The 16,365-nt window shown below is 48.5% G+C and carries 22 protein-coding genes; 1 reads left to right on the forward strand and 21 read right to left on the reverse strand.

Going from position 1 to position 16,365, the window contains the following annotated elements:
- The 17 genes from DWX58_RS11805 to DWX58_RS11885 all read right to left on the reverse strand — a co-directional run.
- A partial coding sequence (locus DWX58_RS11805) for an aromatic amino acid ammonia-lyase (RefSeq protein ID WP_147382270.1) occupies window positions 1-1,043 on the reverse strand: 1,043 nt, incomplete at its 3' end.
- Window positions 1,044-1,106: 63 nt separating this feature from the next.
- Window positions 1,107-2,321 carry an MFS transporter gene (locus tag DWX58_RS11810; protein WP_158579277.1) on the reverse strand — a complete coding sequence of 405 codons (1,215 nt, stop codon included), beginning with the start codon at window positions 2,319-2,321 and terminating at the stop codon, window positions 1,107-1,109.
- 112 nt (window positions 2,322-2,433) lie between these two features.
- A complete protein-coding gene (gene dhaL / locus DWX58_RS11815) occupies window positions 2,434-3,078 on the reverse strand; it encodes a dihydroxyacetone kinase subunit DhaL (RefSeq protein WP_118644086.1) in 645 nt (214 codons plus the stop codon).
- Window positions 3,079-3,116: 38 nt separating this feature from the next.
- Window positions 3,117-4,100 (reverse strand): dihydroxyacetone kinase subunit DhaK, encoded by a 984-nt coding sequence (gene dhaK, locus DWX58_RS11820; protein ID WP_118644088.1) that lies wholly within the window; start codon window positions 4,098-4,100, stop codon window positions 3,117-3,119.
- A gap of 91 nt (window positions 4,101-4,191) precedes the next feature.
- The gene (locus DWX58_RS11825) at window positions 4,192-4,905 is read right to left on the reverse strand and encodes an ABC transporter ATP-binding protein (RefSeq protein WP_347559176.1); all 714 of its coding nucleotides are present in this window, start codon (window positions 4,903-4,905) and stop codon (window positions 4,192-4,194) included.
- Window positions 4,902-5,666 carry an ABC transporter ATP-binding protein gene (locus tag DWX58_RS11830; RefSeq protein ID WP_199648809.1) on the reverse strand — a complete coding sequence of 255 codons (765 nt, stop codon included), beginning with the start codon at window positions 5,664-5,666 and terminating at the stop codon, window positions 4,902-4,904. Before DWX58_RS11830 ends, DWX58_RS11825 begins: the two co-directional genes overlap by 4 nt.
- A gap of 95 nt (window positions 5,667-5,761) precedes the next feature.
- Entirely contained in the window at window positions 5,762-6,280 is a 519-nt protein-coding gene (locus tag DWX58_RS11835) for a hypothetical protein (protein WP_118644090.1), read from the reverse strand.
- A gap of 2 nt (window positions 6,281-6,282) precedes the next feature.
- Complete coding sequence (locus DWX58_RS11840) at window positions 6,283-6,726, reverse strand: hypothetical protein (RefSeq protein WP_118644092.1); 444 nt, start codon at window positions 6,724-6,726, stop codon at window positions 6,283-6,285.
- Window positions 6,727-6,749: 23 nt separating this feature from the next.
- On the reverse strand, window positions 6,750-7,271 hold the full coding sequence (locus DWX58_RS11845; protein WP_118644094.1) for a hypothetical protein: 522 nt from the start codon (window positions 7,269-7,271) through the stop codon (window positions 6,750-6,752).
- A 3-nt stretch (window positions 7,272-7,274) separates the two neighbouring features.
- A complete protein-coding gene (locus DWX58_RS11850) occupies window positions 7,275-7,565 on the reverse strand; it encodes a hypothetical protein (RefSeq protein ID WP_118644096.1) in 291 nt (96 codons plus the stop codon).
- Between the two features lie 204 nt (window positions 7,566-7,769).
- A complete protein-coding gene (locus DWX58_RS11855; RefSeq protein WP_118644098.1) occupies window positions 7,770-8,780 on the reverse strand; it encodes a branched-chain amino acid ABC transporter permease in 1,011 nt (336 codons plus the stop codon).
- Window positions 8,781-8,782: 2 nt separating this feature from the next.
- Entirely contained in the window at window positions 8,783-9,673 is an 891-nt protein-coding gene (locus DWX58_RS11860; protein ID WP_118644100.1) for a branched-chain amino acid ABC transporter permease, read from the reverse strand.
- Between the two features lie 82 nt (window positions 9,674-9,755).
- Entirely contained in the window at window positions 9,756-10,271 is a 516-nt protein-coding gene (locus DWX58_RS11865) for a hypothetical protein (RefSeq protein WP_118644102.1), read from the reverse strand.
- 3 nt (window positions 10,272-10,274) lie between these two features.
- Window positions 10,275-10,619 (reverse strand): hypothetical protein, encoded by a 345-nt coding sequence (locus tag DWX58_RS11870; protein WP_147382271.1) that lies wholly within the window; start codon window positions 10,617-10,619, stop codon window positions 10,275-10,277.
- Window positions 10,620-10,737: 118 nt separating this feature from the next.
- Window positions 10,738-11,259 (reverse strand): hypothetical protein, encoded by a 522-nt coding sequence (locus DWX58_RS11875; RefSeq protein WP_118644106.1) that lies wholly within the window; start codon window positions 11,257-11,259, stop codon window positions 10,738-10,740.
- Between the two features lie 3 nt (window positions 11,260-11,262).
- Entirely contained in the window at window positions 11,263-11,715 is a 453-nt protein-coding gene (locus DWX58_RS11880) for a hypothetical protein (protein ID WP_118644108.1), read from the reverse strand.
- Window positions 11,716-11,813: 98 nt separating this feature from the next.
- Window positions 11,814-13,070: an ABC transporter substrate-binding protein gene (locus tag DWX58_RS11885; RefSeq protein WP_118644110.1), complete on the reverse strand. Its 1,257-nt coding sequence runs from the start codon at window positions 13,068-13,070 to the stop codon at window positions 11,814-11,816.
- Window positions 13,071-13,397: 327 nt separating this feature from the next.
- Here DWX58_RS11885 and DWX58_RS11890 point away from each other — a divergent pair, with 327 nt between their 5' ends.
- The gene (locus DWX58_RS11890; RefSeq protein WP_118644112.1) at window positions 13,398-14,270 is read left to right on the forward strand and encodes a LysR family transcriptional regulator; all 873 of its coding nucleotides are present in this window, start codon (window positions 13,398-13,400) and stop codon (window positions 14,268-14,270) included.
- A 66-nt stretch (window positions 14,271-14,336) separates the two neighbouring features.
- On the opposite strand, the gene DWX58_RS11895 is transcribed toward DWX58_RS11890, so the two are convergent.
- The 4 genes from DWX58_RS11895 to DWX58_RS11910 form a co-directional block, all read right to left on the reverse strand.
- The gene (locus DWX58_RS11895) at window positions 14,337-14,573 is read right to left on the reverse strand and encodes a helix-turn-helix transcriptional regulator (RefSeq protein ID WP_118644114.1); all 237 of its coding nucleotides are present in this window, start codon (window positions 14,571-14,573) and stop codon (window positions 14,337-14,339) included.
- Between the two features lie 471 nt (window positions 14,574-15,044).
- Window positions 15,045-15,200, reverse strand: a complete 156-nt coding sequence (locus DWX58_RS11900) for a rubredoxin (protein WP_118644116.1) — start codon at window positions 15,198-15,200, stop codon at window positions 15,045-15,047.
- A gap of 57 nt (window positions 15,201-15,257) precedes the next feature.
- Window positions 15,258-15,800 (reverse strand): NADH peroxidase, encoded by a 543-nt coding sequence (locus DWX58_RS11905; RefSeq protein ID WP_118644118.1) that lies wholly within the window; start codon window positions 15,798-15,800, stop codon window positions 15,258-15,260.
- Window positions 15,801-15,830: 30 nt separating this feature from the next.
- Window positions 15,831-16,262, reverse strand: coding sequence for a transcriptional repressor (locus DWX58_RS11910; RefSeq protein WP_118644120.1), 432 nt, complete (start codon window positions 16,260-16,262; stop codon window positions 15,831-15,833).
- Window positions 16,263-16,365 lie beyond the last annotated feature (103 nt).

The following is a 16,365-nucleotide window of genomic DNA, read 5'->3' on the forward strand; positions in this document are numbered from 1 at the left end:
CCGCCGGACAGGAACTCGTAGTGGCCGTCGCCCTTGGGGAAGATCAGGGGGTTGTCGGTGGCGGAGTTGATCTCCACCTCGATGAGATGCTTGACGTAGGTCAGGTTCTCACGGCAGATGCCCTGAACCTGGGGCATGCAGCGCAGAGAGTACACGTCCTGAACGCGCTCCTGATAGTGGGGGTGCATGATGTCGTAATCCAGGTGCACCTTGCGGGCATCCTCGGTCACGCGCTCGCTGCCCTCCACCAGGCGCATCACGTTGGCAGCAGCCTTGATCTGGCCCTCGTAGGGACGGACGCTCTGGATGCGGGGATCAAAGGCGCGGGTCTCGCCGCGGACGGCCTCCAGAGACAGAGCGGTGGTCACCTCAGACAGCTTGTACAGACGCTCGGCATCGTGGAAGCACAGGCAGGACATGGCAGCGAACATGGTGGTGCCGTTCAGCAGAGCCAGGCAGTCCTTGGCCTTCAGCTGGAACTCAGGCTCCATACCGGCCTTCTTCAGGGCCTCCTGAGCGGGCAGCCGCTCACCCTGGTAGAAGGCCTCGGCCTGGGGAACGCCAATGAGCACGGAGACAATGTGGGCCATGGGAGCTAGGTCGCCGCAGGCGCCCACGGAGCCCTGGAAGGGAACCACGGGATGCACGCCCTTGTTCAGCATATCAATGAGGCGGTCCACCACAACGATCCGCAGACCGGACACGCCGCGGCAGAAGGCGTTCAGACGCACACACATGGTGGCGCGCACCACTTCCTCGGGGGCGGGGTCACCCACGCCGCCGCAGTGGGACAGGACGGTGCGATACTGGTGCAGGTCGCTCTCCTCAATGGACACCTTGCAGTCCTTGTGCTTGCCCAGACCGGTGTTGAAGCCGTACACAGCGGGAGCGTCCTCGCGCATCCACTCCTCTTCCATGTACTTGCGGACTTCCTCAATCTTGGCGCGGCACTCGGGGGCCAGCTCCACCTGATAGCCGTGGCGGGCTACGTTTACCACATCTTCGATCTTCAGGTCGGTTCCGTTCAAAATTACCTTGTTCATTGATGTCCTACTCCTTTTAAATCCATTGATGCACGTACAAATACATATCAGCACTGCACACCATTAGTTCTCATTTAAATCATCAATACTTTGTCTACGTAAAAATGGGCTGCATAAAAATTGATATATCAGGATTTGCACGCACGCTACTACGGCACATAAGATAAAAAGTGATTGAAAAGCCTTTAACCCAATTAACCATCCCGACAGCATTGACGCCGCACTCGTCCCGATATAATTGGAAAAGATTCGCATCCCGGCATAGCTGCCGCGCCATTGCTGGGGGACTGATTGCAACATAGGGCTGTCTACGCTAGTGTACAAGATATTGCAGGTTGCTGTACGCAATATTGTCATCCCAACGAATAACCCTCCAGGTGCAAACGTCATTACCACAAAAGCGACGACTTGCAAAAGGAAGGTCACTTTTGAAATTTGATGCAATTCAATCCGGCGCACCACAGCAGGCAATAAGAGCAGAATTGCGCATCCCGCTACTGAGTTCAGTGAAAATACAATCCCTACGACACGATCTGACATACCGTGCCATAAACGCAGTACCAGATTGAGCATGCCCGTTGACAGCGTCAACAGTCCAAAGGTGAGGAACCCGTAAACCAAATAATATCGAACACTTCTCTTTCTCAAAAGTATCCATACTCCATTGTGCTCACGGTGGTGACTCACATTGGCCGGTTGACGAGGCAATCTCCCTCGAAACCACGTAAGCAACATATAAAGGCCAGCGCAAAGCATCAAGATATATCGGTACGGATTTTCTGCTGGAAACAATGGAAGGCAAATACTGCATAATGCACTTCCCGCAATGCTGCCTAAAAAATAGATTGCCAACACCAAATTATAGCTGTATTGACGCTGGGATTCTTTTACCAGGCTCAGCGGAAGGTTAAATTCCATGGACATAACGCAGCCAAGTCCGGCACAATAGATCCCGTGACCAAGGTAAAACAGGCATAGTTGCTGAACATTTGAGACCAATATTAGGGACGCCCCCATTAAGAAGGTGCCAACTGCCATAACAAGCGGAAAACCGTATTTATCCCCTGCTGTTCCTACAAAAAATGATGTAATTGCGGTTACCAAATATCCGAGACACAGCAGTGTTCCAATTTGAGTCTCATTAATTCCGCAAGCAGCAAGGTAAAAATTCATAGCAATGGACCATGCACCATAGCAGACTCCAAAAAGGAACTCACTAAAGATGCACCGCCGTCCCAAAACAGGCAAATCTTTCAGCCTCGTCTTGTCCTTGTTCACTTGATCCCCACCCAACATTTATGCATCCAGCCCAGCCACCAGAATGAGTGTCAACAGGATGCCCCCGTTGCTCTGTATCAAGCCAGCTTGCTTATTGTCTGACTGGTATTGCTCAACACTGTTCCAACATACATTCGGAGAGAACCTTCAGCTGATAATACATAGTCACTGCACCGGGATCCAGATGTCCGACACCTTTCTCCGCCTGGTAATAGGCACGTCCGCGAATTGCCTCCATCTCCTTGGTACTCTCCATTCCGCGATAGGCAGCCCGCTCCATACGCACCAGTGCATCTCGATCCTCGGCTCCTTCCTCCACCGCCTCTTTCAGCTCGTTGGCAGCAGCGTAGAGCGTATCAATCATTGTCTTCATGCCTGGTCCGGAGTTTCCTCGCTTACAGATACCCTCCAGCATAGCCATGAGAATGCGGCTGAGAAGTGCAACATCAATATTATCCTGAGTTCCAACTTCTTTCGCCGCACTGATGTATCCGCTTCCATAGAGTACGCCGGAAGAGCCACCAATGCCACTCATCATAAGCATCCCAATCTTTTTGAACATTTCGTTCAAAGGCAGCTTAGACAGCTCATCTTTTGCCTCTACAACCTTCTGAAACCCCATGTTCAAATTAGCCCAATGATCGCCGTCACCCGTGACTGCGTCCAGTTCTGTAATGTAGTCTTTCTCCTGCGCAATTAACTCTGCCGCGCGCTGGCAGTAGTCCATATATTCCTTGCTACCGAACGAAATACTCATTGTTCTATCCCCACTTTTCTTTGTCCGAGATTTCCCGTTTACTGCCGGAGTGCTGGAGTATCACAGGGCGCATCAAGCAATTGTTTAAGCTCACCATCCAGTTTCAGCAGACTGACAGAACACCCAGCCATTTCAATGGAGGTCATGTAATTTCCTACATAAGAGCGATATACCCGTACCCCGAGCTGCTCCAGGTAGTTACACACATCGTTCTCCAAAATATATAGCTCCATCAAAGGCGTACCGCCCAGGCCATTGATCATAAGGGCCACTTCACTGTCAGTATAATCATAGTCCTCCATGATCTTGCTCACCAGAAGCTGCGCAATTTCTTGAGACGTTTTCATCTCTGTCTTGCTGACCCCTGGCTCTCCATGGATTCCCATCCCGATCTCCACTTCGTTTTCTTCCAGTGTAAAACCAGGCTTTCCTACACCGGGCAACACGCACGGGGACATTGCCATTCCCATGCTCCGAACGTTATCAATCACCTTTTGTGCTACGTCGGCAACTTCATCCAGACTTCCACCTGCCGCTGCTTTTGCGCCAGCACATTTGTGTACAAACACCGTTCCAGCAATGCCACGGCGACCGGTCGAAAACGTGCTATCCGGTACAGCTACGTCATCTTTGACCACAACACTGCGAACGGAAATTCCTTCCATCTCCGCCAGTTCCTGAGCCATAGAGAAATTCATAACGTCCCCGGAATAGTTTTTAATAACGAGCAGAACACCTTTTCCGGTGTCTGCCAATTGAATGCCTTTCAGGACACGGTCCGGACTGGGGGAGGCGAACACATTCCCGGCAACGGCTGCACTCAGCATTCCCTCGCCCACATAACCAGCATGGGCCGGCTCATGTCCAGAACCTCCACCAGAGACAATTCCGACCTGATCTCCCATTTCCTTACGGCTAATCACCTCTACTTCAGGGGTGTAGCACAACTTTGGGTATGCTTTTGCCATACCTTGGAGCATTTCTGTTACTACATTTTCGGGCTTGTTAATAATTTTTTTCATAACGGTTATGCCAACTGGTAAATTTAGATTACCAACTGACTGCTCCTTTCTTTCCAGGTTCTTAAAAATCCGTCACATGAAACCGAATCATTTAGACACCCAGATAGGCCTTGCGGACATCATCATTCTCCGCCAGTTCCGCGCCGGTTCCAGACATCTCAATTGTTCCATTTGTCAATACATATGCACGATCTGCGACTCCCAGAGCACGCACAGCATTTTGTTCCACCAGCAGAATGGTTGTTCCCTCAGCTGCGATCTGCGTAATAATTTCATATACGTCATCCACCACAACCGGGGCCAAACCCAGAGAGGGCTCATCCAACATAAGCAGCTTAGGCCGAGACATCAGCGAACGGGCAATGGCCAGCATTTGCTGCTCACCGCCGCTCATCAGGCCGGCTTTCTGGTTCTTTCGTTTTCCCAGGATAGGAAATTTTTCATAATATTTTTGAATATCTGCTTTTACCCCATCCCGGTCACGTCTGGTATAGGCTCCAGCGTTCAAATTGGCCTCAACCGTTAAATCAGGAAATACCTGTCTGCCCTCAGGCGTGTGGGCAATGCCCAATTTAACAATTGTATTAGCCTCAAGCCCAGCAATGGATTTTCCCTCGAACACAATGTCTCCACGAGTAGGCCGTACCAGCCCGGAAATAGTTTTCAGGAGAGTAGACTTTCCAGCTCCGTTGTGCCCAACGATAGCTACAATTTCTCCTTCCTTCACTTCAATGTTGACACCCCGGAGAGCTTCAATGGGGCCATAATGCACATCCAAGTCCTTAATGGAAATCAGCATTTTTATTTCCCTCCCAAATAGGCTCTGATCACGTGCTCATTGGTTTGGATCTCTGCAGGAAGGCCTTCCGCAATTTTATGTCCATTGTCCATTGCCACAATTCGTTGGGCTACACGCATCATTACTTTCATGTTGTGCTCGATCAAGATAATGGAAATTTTCTTCTCCTCTTTGATTTTTGCCACCAGTTCCATCAATTCCTGGGCCTCTACGCTATTCATACCCGCAGTAGGCTCGTCCAGCAGAAGAAGGCGGGGCTCGCACATTAATGCCCGGGCCAATTCCAGGCGCTTCTGCTGTCCGTAAGGCATGCTTCCGGCAATTTCCTGATCCATGCCCTTAAGTCCGACCAGAGTAAGCGCGTCTTCAACCAAATCTGCCGCTTTCTGCTCCTCCTCCTTAAATTTGCGTGTATGAAGCATATTATCCAAAAACGAAGTTTTAATGTTCAGATTCTGGCCAATGAGGGCATTTTCCTTCACTGTGAGTGCATGGAAAATTCTCAGATTCTGGAAGGTACGTGCAATGCCCAGGCCCGCCATCTTATCCAGCTCTTTACCCGTAATATCTTTGCCTTCAAAGATAAACGTTCCGCCTGTTGGCTTATAGATTCCTGTCAACGCATTGAAGAACGTGGTTTTTCCAGAGCCGTTTGGACCAATAATACCGAGCGTCTCATTGGTATCGACAAACAGGGACACGTCATCCACCGCGTGCACGCCACCGAAGTACATCTTAATGCCATTGGCTTCTAATAAATGTTCCACTGAATATCCTCCCGTTCATCGTGCATTCAACGGAGCTGCACGATTTCTTATTTTTGGTCGTACACGGCGCTGTGCCGTCTGATATCAGTGATAAATCAGATACCCTCGGCCAGCTTTCTGCCAACTTCGTAATAGGCTTTGTCCTTTCTGTGGAACGCACGACCGACACCCCACGGCATATACTGATATACCCATACGTTAATATTACTCAGGTAACTCCGGTAGCTGTCCAGAACCGCGACCAGCTCTGACTTCTCCAGTCCGTCCATAATCTCGTCCAGCTGCTGGAAAAACTCATACTGCTTTCTCAGGCCACAGTAACTACCAAATTCAGAGGGCTGCTTAATCCAGAAGCGTGTCATCTGACAAAGCTGCTCCATGCTATAGTTCTCTTTCTTCGCCAACTCGATGATAAAATAGCACCAATCAGCCAGGTAATTTACATCAGCGCCACCAAAAAACCAGGTGGTAAAAATCTGGTTGTCGTTGGGAACGCCGGCTCCTCCCTTGCTAATGGAATACCGGAATACATCTACCACATCCTGCACGGGCTCCAATGTGGTCAAAAGAGATTCCCGATCGATCTCAGCTTTTAATTCCTGCCAGGTCTTCATCTTTATTCCACCTCCATAAATTCGACGTGGTAAATTTCCTTCGTTCTGGTCGCGCTCTGCCACTGAAGTCTTCCCACTTTCTTCAGTACCTCCAAGTCCTTCTCCGCAACCTGCGCCACTGGGATATAGTCACGGTCATCCACACAAGCGTCATACTTTACCAGCAGCTCAGTAGTTCCTCCCTGGGGAAACAGCAGGGAAACCCGGCCGATCGGAGCATCCTTCATTTTCTCATTCTTCATCTGAGCCGCTTCCAGCTCAAAGGGAACCTTCTGAAGGTGTACCGCGCGGGCGCGCAGCATCCAGCCACCTACCATTTCGTGGCCCTGAATGGCCTTCACAGGCATATTGTCCACAAGGATATCCAGTGCCTCCTGATTTTCAGAAATCCCATCGCACATAACTTCCATTTTCAATGCGGGCCAACGCATTTTAAATTTTTTCATCGTTATTCTCTCCTTCGCTGCTTTTAGACAAAACTCTCAACATTCCGGGTGCCCATATCCACCAGTTCCTCACGGGTGGGAATCCGGAAGGCCTGTCCAATGCCCCACTTCATATAGTGATGGATCCATGCGTTCATATTGGACCCATACAGATATAGAGCATTAAGCAGCTTCAGCATATCCTCCTTCGTGTCCAGATCCTTCATGCAATCCAGAACTTTTTGGGCAAGTTCGGCATAGGTTGCCATTCCGCACAGCTTCGCAGTACCCACTGCTTTGGGCAGCAGCTGGAATGTCATTTCCTTGACTTGCTGAGCCGTGTAGCCAGGCAGACCTGCCAGCTTGACAATATTGTAAACGTAATACGGACCTACATAGCGGCTGGCAGTCGCTCCTTCAAACCAGGGGCCCAACATCAGCCCGCCAGTTCCGCCCTCGGTTTCCAGAATTTCATATTTAAAAACGCGCAGTACATCTTCGGGAGGTGTTTTAAGGATTCTGGCATTTTCCTCATCAATGGTCTTTTTCACAGTTTTCCAGTCCATGATTTATTCCTCCACACCTAAAAATTCCACATAGATCGGCATCTTATCGCTCATGGTGTTCTCCCAGACCCGATTGCCCACCTCACGCAGAATGGGCTTGTCCTCTTCCACCACTTCCGCCCAAGTCACATAGGACATAGGCTCGGTCATTTGATCAAATTTGCAGCTGAGATTTGCCACATTGCCCGTAGTCATAAAGAAGGTCATCCGGCCCTCTGGCATCTCCACAACATCTTCCAGTGGACAGTTCTCCTGGATCCAGTTGCATTCCTGGCTCATAGGCAAATTCAGCATAAACAAAGACTTTCCTGCCACAACGGTAACAGTCTGCAAACAAGATGTGGGGAGATTTGTCAAGAACCAGTCAAAAATTTCCTGGTTATGATCAATGGACTCCACTCGCACTTGCTTGTTCAATGCACTCCATCTCATTATAAATTGCTTTTTAGCCATCTTAATCTCCTCAATTCCTTATAGTGATAGACAGCAAGTTCATACTTAAGCCTGCTTTGCCTGCTGTCTCTTGCGCAGGAAGGAACGGATCTTTTCCTGGAAACCTCCCTTGCCCGCATAGGCTCTGGAGCCCATAATGCCTTGAGGCCGGAACAGCATGCACAGAATCATGATCACACCGCCGACACCGACTCGGTAAACTGCCAGCGGCCGGATAACTTCAGGCATAATGACAAAAAACGCTGCACCAACAATTGCACCAGGCATACTGCCCAGGCCGCCGATGATACACATCTGCAGAACCAGCAATGACTCGTCAAACGTAAAGTTGGTCGGACCCACAAATCCGATAAAGTGAGCCATCAGGCTGCCTGCTAAACCGGCAAAAAACGTACCGATTGCAAAAGCCAAAACTTTACTGTTATTCACATTTACGCCTACAGAGCTGGCACCGATTTCATTATCCCGTACTGCCTGCAGTGCCCGTCCGATTCTGGACTTAATTAAGTTATTCAGAATCACATAGGTCAACACAACCACGCCGAACATCAGATAAAAATTTCTGATCGGTGTATTAAACTCAAACCCAAACAGCTTGGCTGGAGGAATTCCAGGTACGCCGGAGGGTCCGCGGGTCAATCCCGTCCAATTGTTCAGAATGGCAGTAAAAATATTGGCAAATGCAATGGTGATAAGGCTTAGGAAGTCGGTCTCCACACGCAAGCACGGAACTGCAATGATGACACCAATCAAAGCAGTAATTAGACCCGCTGCCAGAAAACAAACAATAAACGGAAGATCAAAATTAACGGCCAACAGCGCCGAAGCATAGGCTCCTACTCCATAAAAGGCCGCCATACCTTGGTTCAGCATTCCTGTGTAACCGCAAATCAGCATGGCACCCATCGTTAAGATGGAGTAAATCATGATGTTTGTGCCCACACGGATTGTCATACCGCTACTGACCCATGGGAAAATAATTACCGCTACAAACAGAAGAACAATGAACAGGCGTTTATGTTTTTTGGCCGTTGATTTTAATACACGTATATCCATGCTTACACCTTCTTTGCTCTCTTTTTGCCAAACAGGCCAGTGGGTTTAAACAACAGAATGATGACAATCACAATGTAGCCAATGGCCTCTTTAAAGCCCGTGCTGATATATGCTCCAGCAAAGGTTTCCGCCAGGCCAAACAAAATGCCGCCAAAGAAAGAACCGTAAAAGCTTCCGACACCGCCCAGCATAGCCGCAGCCCATGCTTTAATTGTTCCCCACATGCCCATATCAATGGAAATGATATTATAATACGAGGAAAACAGCACGCCGCCGATCACGCCAAAGAAACCGCCCAAGCCATAAATCAGAGGAATAATCTTATTGACAGGGATACCCATCAGGGAAGCTGTGGTAATGTCCTGCATAATACATTGTGTTGCTTTTCCCAGCTTAGTCTTTTCCATGACCCAAGTCAGGACCAGCATGGCAACAGCAGCAACAGCCAGAACAAGCATCTGCTGATACTGAATCTGGAACTCACCAATGGTAATGCCTGCGCCTCGGGAAATCAGAGCAGGGAATGCCATCGGTTCAGTTCCCCATGTGACCTGCGCAATCGTCCGAAGCACGAAAGCAGCTCCCAGAGCACTAATCATGGGCACCATACGACTGGCTCCACGCACAGGACGATATACGGTACGTTCAATGGTCATTCCGATTAATGCGGCAGCGAATCCAGCCAAAATCATGGCCGCCACAATAGGTAATCCACTGGTACACAGGGCAAGTGCGATAAAGGTACCAAACACGTACAAGTCGCCGTGTGCAAAGTTAATTAAGTACAAAAGGCTATACACCATGCTGTATCCTACCGCGATCATGGCGTACATGCTGCCCAGGGAAAGGCCGTTAATAAGCTGATTTAAAAAATATTCTAGTTCTGGGTTCATGCTCTCATTCCTTTACAAAAAAATCGCACTGTAACCACCTATCTATGCATAGCGAGAACTTTCTCTTTTTCCTGCTATGAAATTATCCATTGCAAAGGGACAGGGCTTCCTCATAATACTTCTGATCCTTGCGCATAAAAGCCTGACCCACACCCCATGGGAAATACTGGAACACCCAAACATTTACATTTGCAATATAGGCACGGAAAGCAGAAAGCAATTCCACAAATTCCTGTCGGGTAAGCGTATCCATGATCTTGTCAATCTCTTTGGTGAAATAATACTGCTTATAGAGTCCACAATACTCTCCAAAGTGAGAGGGTTGTACAAACCAGAAGCGAGCAATTTTGCAAAGCTCCTCCATGGAATAATACTCGTCTCTGGCCAGTTCTACCAAGAAATAACACCAATCTGTTACATATCCGCAGTCGGGAGCTCCATAGAACCAGGTTGTGAAAATCTGGTTATCCTGAGGATATCCAGCGCCCGCTTTGCTGATGGAATAACGGAACACATCCAGCACATCCTGATCGGGCTCCAGAGACGACACGGCGATCTGCTCCTCAATTTCAGCCTTGAGCTGTTTAAACGTCTTCATATTTCAGTCCTCCGCAACAAATTCCACAACCAACACTTCTTTAGTGCGTGTGGCGCTCTTCCACTGCAGCTTTCCAACCTGCTTCAGGGTCTCCAGATCCTCTTCCACCACATCCGCCACAGGCGTATAGCTGCGAGAATCCTCACACTCATCATACTTTACCAGCATCTCTGTACTGTTCCCCTGAGGAAACAGCAGACTGATTCGCCCGACCGGGGCATCCTTCATGCATTCACTCTCCATCTCCTGGGGCGGAATGTCAAAAAAGCGCTTTCCCATGTAGACAGATCGATTTCGGAGCATCCAACCGCCCACCATCTCATGGCCTTGGATCGTCTTAATGGGCATATTCTCAATAAGTGCTTTCAGTGCATTTTCATTCTTTCCACAGGACTGGCAACGGACAGACAAATTGAGCTGCGGCCAAACCATTTTAAACTGTAACATCATTTGTTCCTCCCAAGGTTCAAATATAGCTTTCGTCGGCGCGGCAAGCCATTTCCACCAGTTCTTTGCGGTTGGGAATGACAAACGCGGCACTCAGGCCCCACTTGACCCGATAATTTTGCCAGGCATTGATGCTCGAGCCATACAAATAGAGCGCGTTGAGCAGCTGCAAAATCTCATCTTTATCGTTCATCTCGTTGACACATGCCATGGTACGGCGGGTCAAATCAGCCAGAGTCCACATACCGGACAGTTCTGCAGTTCCAAGCGCCTTCGGAAGTAGCAGATTCATCTGCTGCTTCATCTTCTCTACCGGCAGATTGGAATCCTTGGTCAGTTTGATGATATTGTAGACATAATAGGGAACCAGATAGCGGCTTGCCGTAGCACCCTCGAACCAGGGACCCATCATCAGGCCACCTGTACCGCATCGAGAAGGAGCAATTTCGTACTCAAATACCCGAAGAATATCTTCCGGACAGTTCTCCACACTCTGTGCGGCTATGGTCTCAATTTCGTTCTTCAATGCTTTCCAGTCCATCTTTTAATCCTCCGCCGCAAAAAATTCAACATGGTACGTCTTCTTATCCATCAGAAGGCTTTCCCAAATGGCATTCGCTACCGTCACAAAGGTCTCTTTATCCTCGTCAGCCACTTCTGCCCAAGTGGGATACGGCATGGGTTCGGTTGCGTAGCCAGCCTTCACGGTAAAATTAGCCACATATCCAGCTGTCATAAAGAACATAAACCGACCCACAGGGTAATCGGCCATGTACTCCAGCGGCTGATTTTCCTGAATCCAATTACACTCTACTTTTGGCATCTTTACATTCTGCATGTATAGCTGCAGTCCGGCTACTACGGTGACAGTCTGTACACACTTTGTAGGCAAGTTGGACATGAACCAATCAAACAGCTCCCGGTTGTGATGAATAGGACGACACCGAACCTGCTTGTCAAATTCAGGCCACCGCATAATAAACTCTGATTTACTCATAACTATATACGTTTCCTTTCTGGCTTTTGTATATCTGTTTCTGAGAATTGCAGGACCGTAGTCCCGCAATTCTCAGAAACTTTTTTACTTGATGGGTCTTAGCCGACAACGCCTTCCATATCAATACCAGACACGTCCACAGCAATATCCGTGCTTACAAACTCGCCCTCGGGGCTGACCTTCAGCATTTCAACACCGCGGGGAGTAACGTCACCCTTGCTGTCCCACTGGACCTCATCGCCCAGAAGCAGATCATGTGCCACAAAGGTCTCTTGATCGGGCACCAAGTTCTTAATAAACAGAGCCAAATTGTCTTTGGTCGCACCAGCCTCAATGGCCTGAGCATAGACCTTGACAATATCATAGCTGAACGCGCAGGGTTCGGAGGGAATCTCACCGGGACGCACTGCCTGGAACTCTTCCATGAACTTCACAACAGGCTCACGGGTAGAATAGGGATTGAAGGTAACCGTCATGTACAGATTCTGAAGGGCATCCACACCAGCCAGCTCAATCAGGCGATTATAGGTCAGAGAGCTCTGTCCAACCCAGACCATGTCTTCCATACCCAGCTGATAGGCCTGACCCAGAATCATACCGCCCTCTGTATAGTCAGCGTAAATTGCAATTCCATCCGGCTCAGCCTTCTTGATCTTGGTCAGCAGAGCAGAGAAATCCTTCTCAACACCAGGGTTATAAGTCTCAGTTGCTACTACCTCGAGCCCCAACTGCTCAGCAACCTCCAGAGAGGTCTCCAGGTTGCCCTGACCGTGGTCGTTGTTGGCGTAAACAATAGCGATCTTCTCAAAACCCAGGTTATTGGCCATGAAACCAATGACCTGGGGAGCCTGTCTATCCTCGCGGATAACATGACGAACCAGGTACTGATATCCCTGCTCAGTCACAGACGATGCGCTGGAGCTAGGAGCCATGTTCGTCAAGCCAGCCGCCTCGTAAATAGGAGCCGCAGCCAGAGTCTGTGTGCTGCCACCGTGGGAAATTACAGCAAAGATATCCTCATTGTCGCAAAACCGCTGGGCAACCAGTGCAGCTTCCTTAGGATCGTTTTTATCATCATAGGCTACGATCTCAACCATCTGGCCGTTGACACCACCGTTGGCGTTCAATTCCTCTGCCGCCAACTCAGCACCCAGCTTCATCAACTCACCATACGAAGCAGAAGTTCCGGTCAGAGGACATCCAATACCGATCTTCAAAGTGTCGCCAGAGCTCCCGGAAGAGGAGGAACTTCCTGAGTTAGCGCTGCTGCCAGAAGAAGACGTCGTGTTGCCGCATCCGGTCAAGCAGGCAAGGGTCAAAGCGATTGCTAGGATGGAAGCTAACTTTTTCTGCATGATGTTTTCTCCTTTGCTTCTTTAATTTTATTCATTGCTGCGCCTACGTTTTTATTGGTTGCATACAACCTTGTTCTTACTGCTTTTCAGCAAGACGGAGATGATCCATAGGCCCAACAAAAAATAGCCAAAGTCTTTTCTCCTTAATTAGCGTGCTAAATTAGGTTTTATTAAAAATTAGGGAGTAAGCTCCCCTCTCTTTTTCATTTCCACAAATTTTATTTTTCCCCTTGCTTTTTTCTTGTCCAAATTGTATATTGTTTTATATCATTTGTAAATTAAATGTTATAAATCATAGGCATAATATTTTGTTATGGAGGTATCGCTTTGAGCATTCAGAAATATCGCGCTTTCTTAACTGCAGTTGAAGAAAAAAACTTAACAAAAGCAGCAAAAATTCTGGGTTATACGCAGCCTGGAATCAGCCTCATGATTTCTTCTTTGGAACAGGACTTTGGTTTTCCACTGCTTATCCGAACAAAAGACGGGATCTTACCCACTGAAAATGGGCAATACTTACAGGGATTCATGCAACAGATTATTTCTCTTGAAAACTCGTTGGTAGAGGCCTCCTATCGTCTCAAGGGGCTCGAAATTGGAGAGTTGCGGATTGGAGCGCTTCCCAGCGTCTGCTCACAATGGTTACCAGAAATTATCTACCGATTTCTCCTTAAGCACCCCAACATCGATCTCAAAATATTTGAAGGTGTTTACGGCACGATTCTGGAAGATCTATCGAAAGGCCAAATTGACGTTGCATTTGTTTCTACCCCTGTTCCAGAAAACTTTGATTTTATTTCTCTGTGGACGGATCCTATCCTGGCCGTATTATCCAGAGATAATCCTCTTTCCCAACAAAAGAAAATTGATTTAAAAGACCTCATCCAATTTCCCTTTCTTGTACCTAACTCTGGGGGAGACGAAAGTGTTCTATATGTATTGCAGTCAGAGAATTTAACCGCAAATATCCGTTTTCGAATCAAAGGAGACGTGGCCACCATTGCCATGATAGAGCGCGGTCTAGGTGTTTCGTTAATTCCAAAGCTTGCCATAACTGCCCACTCCCGAAACGTAGTTACACGTCCGCTAACAAGAAATTATAACCGCAACATTGGAATATGCATTCGCTCGCTAAAATACGCCTCGCCTTTAGCCAGTGCCTTTATCCAAGAGTCCAAAGACTTTATTGCTTCTATATGAAAAGGCCACAACCTGGGTGGCCTTTATCATTTCTCATCATCTTATCGACCCTATAGCAACACATGTCTATAATTCTTTTTCCATAAACTCTTCCATTTTCTTTACCAGTTCGTTTGGCCGCATATCCAACGCATACGCAATTTTCCAAATTGTTTCAAAATTAGCCTGTTTTTTCCCGTTTTCAATCATCGACAAATGTGTTCTAGCAATGCCTGCAAACCCACTTAATACATCTTGTGAAATTCCTTTTGACCGACGCAGGGTCCGAATTGTCTGACCGACAGCATTTTTCCTAAACTGCACATCAACCCCTCTTTTCCTGCCTTATTTTATGGGAAAAAAGAGGTTGTTATGTCTACGAAGGTAGATACTCCTGCTTTAATTACGATTACCTCCTGAAATTATCGATGTCTCAACATCTCAATTAGCAATATCATAAAACTTATTTCAGGCGAATTCGCATTAAAAATTTTGTATTACGACTCGTCTTTCTATGAAATCATTTATTCTAATAGGCCGCTTAATACACTATTTTTTTATCTAATTTCTCTTATAAACTTTATTGTTAAAATTCCTTCGCTCTCAGGCTAGGCATTATTTAACCAAAACCCTATCTCAAAAAATAAAAAAGCAGAGCTCACGGTATAATCCTTGTACCATGAACTCTGCTTCTCAGGTTACGTTTAGATAGAAACTATTGACAAACTATAATATGACAATAAAACATATACAAAAGAAGGCGGGCAACTTTGCCCGCCTTCCCACCAAGCTACTTTACTCCTTCTCGAACATGTCCTTGCCCAGGCCGCACACGGGGCACACCCAATCCTCGGAAACCTGCTCCCAGGGGGTGCCGGGGGCGATGCCGTGATCGGGGTCACCCACAGCGGGGTCATACACGTAGCCACAGGGGCACACATACTTATCCATCGGAAAAACTCCTTTCACCAAATATGAAGTCAGTTTCGCCAACAGGGCGGAATTTTATTAGCCGAAGTAGCGCTTCAGCAGGCCCTCGAAAGCCTTGCCGTGGCGGGCCTCATCGCGAGCCATCTCATGCACGGTGTCGTGGATGGCGTCCAGACCCAGCTCCTTGGCCTTCTTGGCCAGCTCGAACTTGCCGGCGGTAGCGCCGTTCTCGGCGTCCACACGCATCTCCAGGTTCTTCTTGGTGGAGTCGGTCAGGACCTCGCCCAGCAGCTCAGCAAACTTGGCGGCGTGCTCGGCCTCCTCATAGGCGGCCTTCTCCCAGTACAGACCGATCTCGGGGTAACCCTCGCGGTGAGCCACACGGGCCATGGCCAGATACATACCGACCTCGGAGCACTCGCCCTCAAAGTTCATGCGCAGGCCCTTGATGATCTCTTCGTCCACGCCCTGGGCCACGCCCACCACGTGCTCAGCAGCCCAGCTCTTCTCGCCGACCTGCTCCTTGAACTTCTCAGCGGGGGCCTTGCAGATGGGGCAAACCTCAGGAGCGGCGTCGCCCTCGTGAACATAACCACAAATGGTGCATACAAACTTCTTCATAATAAAATTTCCTCCTCACATAATGTTGCGTTATACGCAGATGGATTCTTTGGTTGGCATCTTGGATTGCTCTTTGGTCATGCAGGCTTGGCAGGAACCATAAAAGGTCAGCTCGTGCCGCTCCACCGCCAGACCATACTCCTCCGCTATGCTGCGGTCCAGTGCCGGGTCCAGCTTGACCCGGTGCAGGTCCATGACCGCGCCGCAGCAGCGGCAGATAAAATGGCTGTGCGGTGTGGCAACGCCGTCAAACCGCTCCTGGCCATTGACCACGCCCACACTCTGTATGATCCCCTGCTGCTGAAACAGGCTCAAATTTCGGTAGACTGTTCCGAGACTCAGGTCAGGGTGGGTTGGTTTCAGGGTCTGATAGACCCATTCGGCGGACGGGTGGATATCCGTTGCACGGATGGCATTTAAAATTGCCTCCCGCTTCTTGCTGTATCTGGTTGCACGTTCCACAGGCCACCTCCCTAACAGTATTGATTCTTATTTACAACAAGATATTAGCATATTCCGAAGCGCTTGTAAAGGGGGTAATGAAAAAATTTTTAAAATCTTTTTC

This window comes from Pseudoflavonifractor sp. AF19-9AC (assembly GCF_003478995.1).
Taxonomy (GTDB): Bacteria; Bacillota; Clostridia; order Oscillospirales; family Oscillospiraceae; genus Lawsonibacter.

Bases quoted from the DNA above. Each gene is read 5' to 3' on its own strand.
- dhaL (WP_118644086.1), bottom strand. From the start codon at position 3,078: ATGAGTATTTCGTTCGGTAGCAAGGAATATATGGACTACTGCCAGCGC.
- dhaK (WP_118644088.1), bottom strand. From the start codon at position 4,100: ATGAAAAAAATTATTAACAAGCCCGAAAATGTAGTAACAGAAATGCTC.
- DWX58_RS11835 (WP_118644090.1), bottom strand. From the start codon at position 6,280: ATGAAGACCTGGCAGGAATTAAAAGCTGAGATCGATCGGGAATCTCTT.
- DWX58_RS11840 (WP_118644092.1), bottom strand. From the start codon at position 6,726: ATGAAAAAATTTAAAATGCGTTGGCCCGCATTGAAAATGGAAGTTATG.
- DWX58_RS11845 (WP_118644094.1), bottom strand. From the start codon at position 7,271: ATGGACTGGAAAACTGTGAAAAAGACCATTGATGAGGAAAATGCCAGA.
- DWX58_RS11850 (WP_118644096.1), bottom strand. From the start codon at position 7,565: ATGCTGAATTTGCCTATGAGCCAGGAATGCAACTGGATCCAGGAGAAC.
- DWX58_RS11855 (WP_118644098.1), bottom strand. From the start codon at position 8,780: ATGGATATACGTGTATTAAAATCAACGGCCAAAAAACATAAACGCCTG.
- DWX58_RS11860 (WP_118644100.1), bottom strand. From the start codon at position 9,673: ATGAACCCAGAACTAGAATATTTTTTAAATCAGCTTATTAACGGCCTT.
- DWX58_RS11865 (WP_118644102.1), bottom strand. From the start codon at position 10,271: ATGAAGACGTTTAAACAGCTCAAGGCTGAAATTGAGGAGCAGATCGCC.
- DWX58_RS11870 (WP_147382271.1), bottom strand. From the start codon at position 10,619: ATGCCCATTAAGACGATCCAAGGCCATGAGATGGTGGGCGGTTGGATG.
- DWX58_RS11875 (WP_118644106.1), bottom strand. From the start codon at position 11,259: ATGGACTGGAAAGCATTGAAGAACGAAATTGAGACCATAGCCGCACAG.
- DWX58_RS11880 (WP_118644108.1), bottom strand. From the start codon at position 11,715: ATGAGTAAATCAGAGTTTATTATGCGGTGGCCTGAATTTGACAAGCAG.
- DWX58_RS11885 (WP_118644110.1), bottom strand. From the start codon at position 13,070: ATGCAGAAAAAGTTAGCTTCCATCCTAGCAATCGCTTTGACCCTTGCC.
- DWX58_RS11900 (WP_118644116.1), bottom strand. From the start codon at position 15,200: ATGGATAAGTATGTGTGCCCCTGTGGCTACGTGTATGACCCCGCTGTG.
- DWX58_RS11905 (WP_118644118.1), bottom strand. From the start codon at position 15,800: ATGAAGAAGTTTGTATGCACCATTTGTGGTTATGTTCACGAGGGCGAC.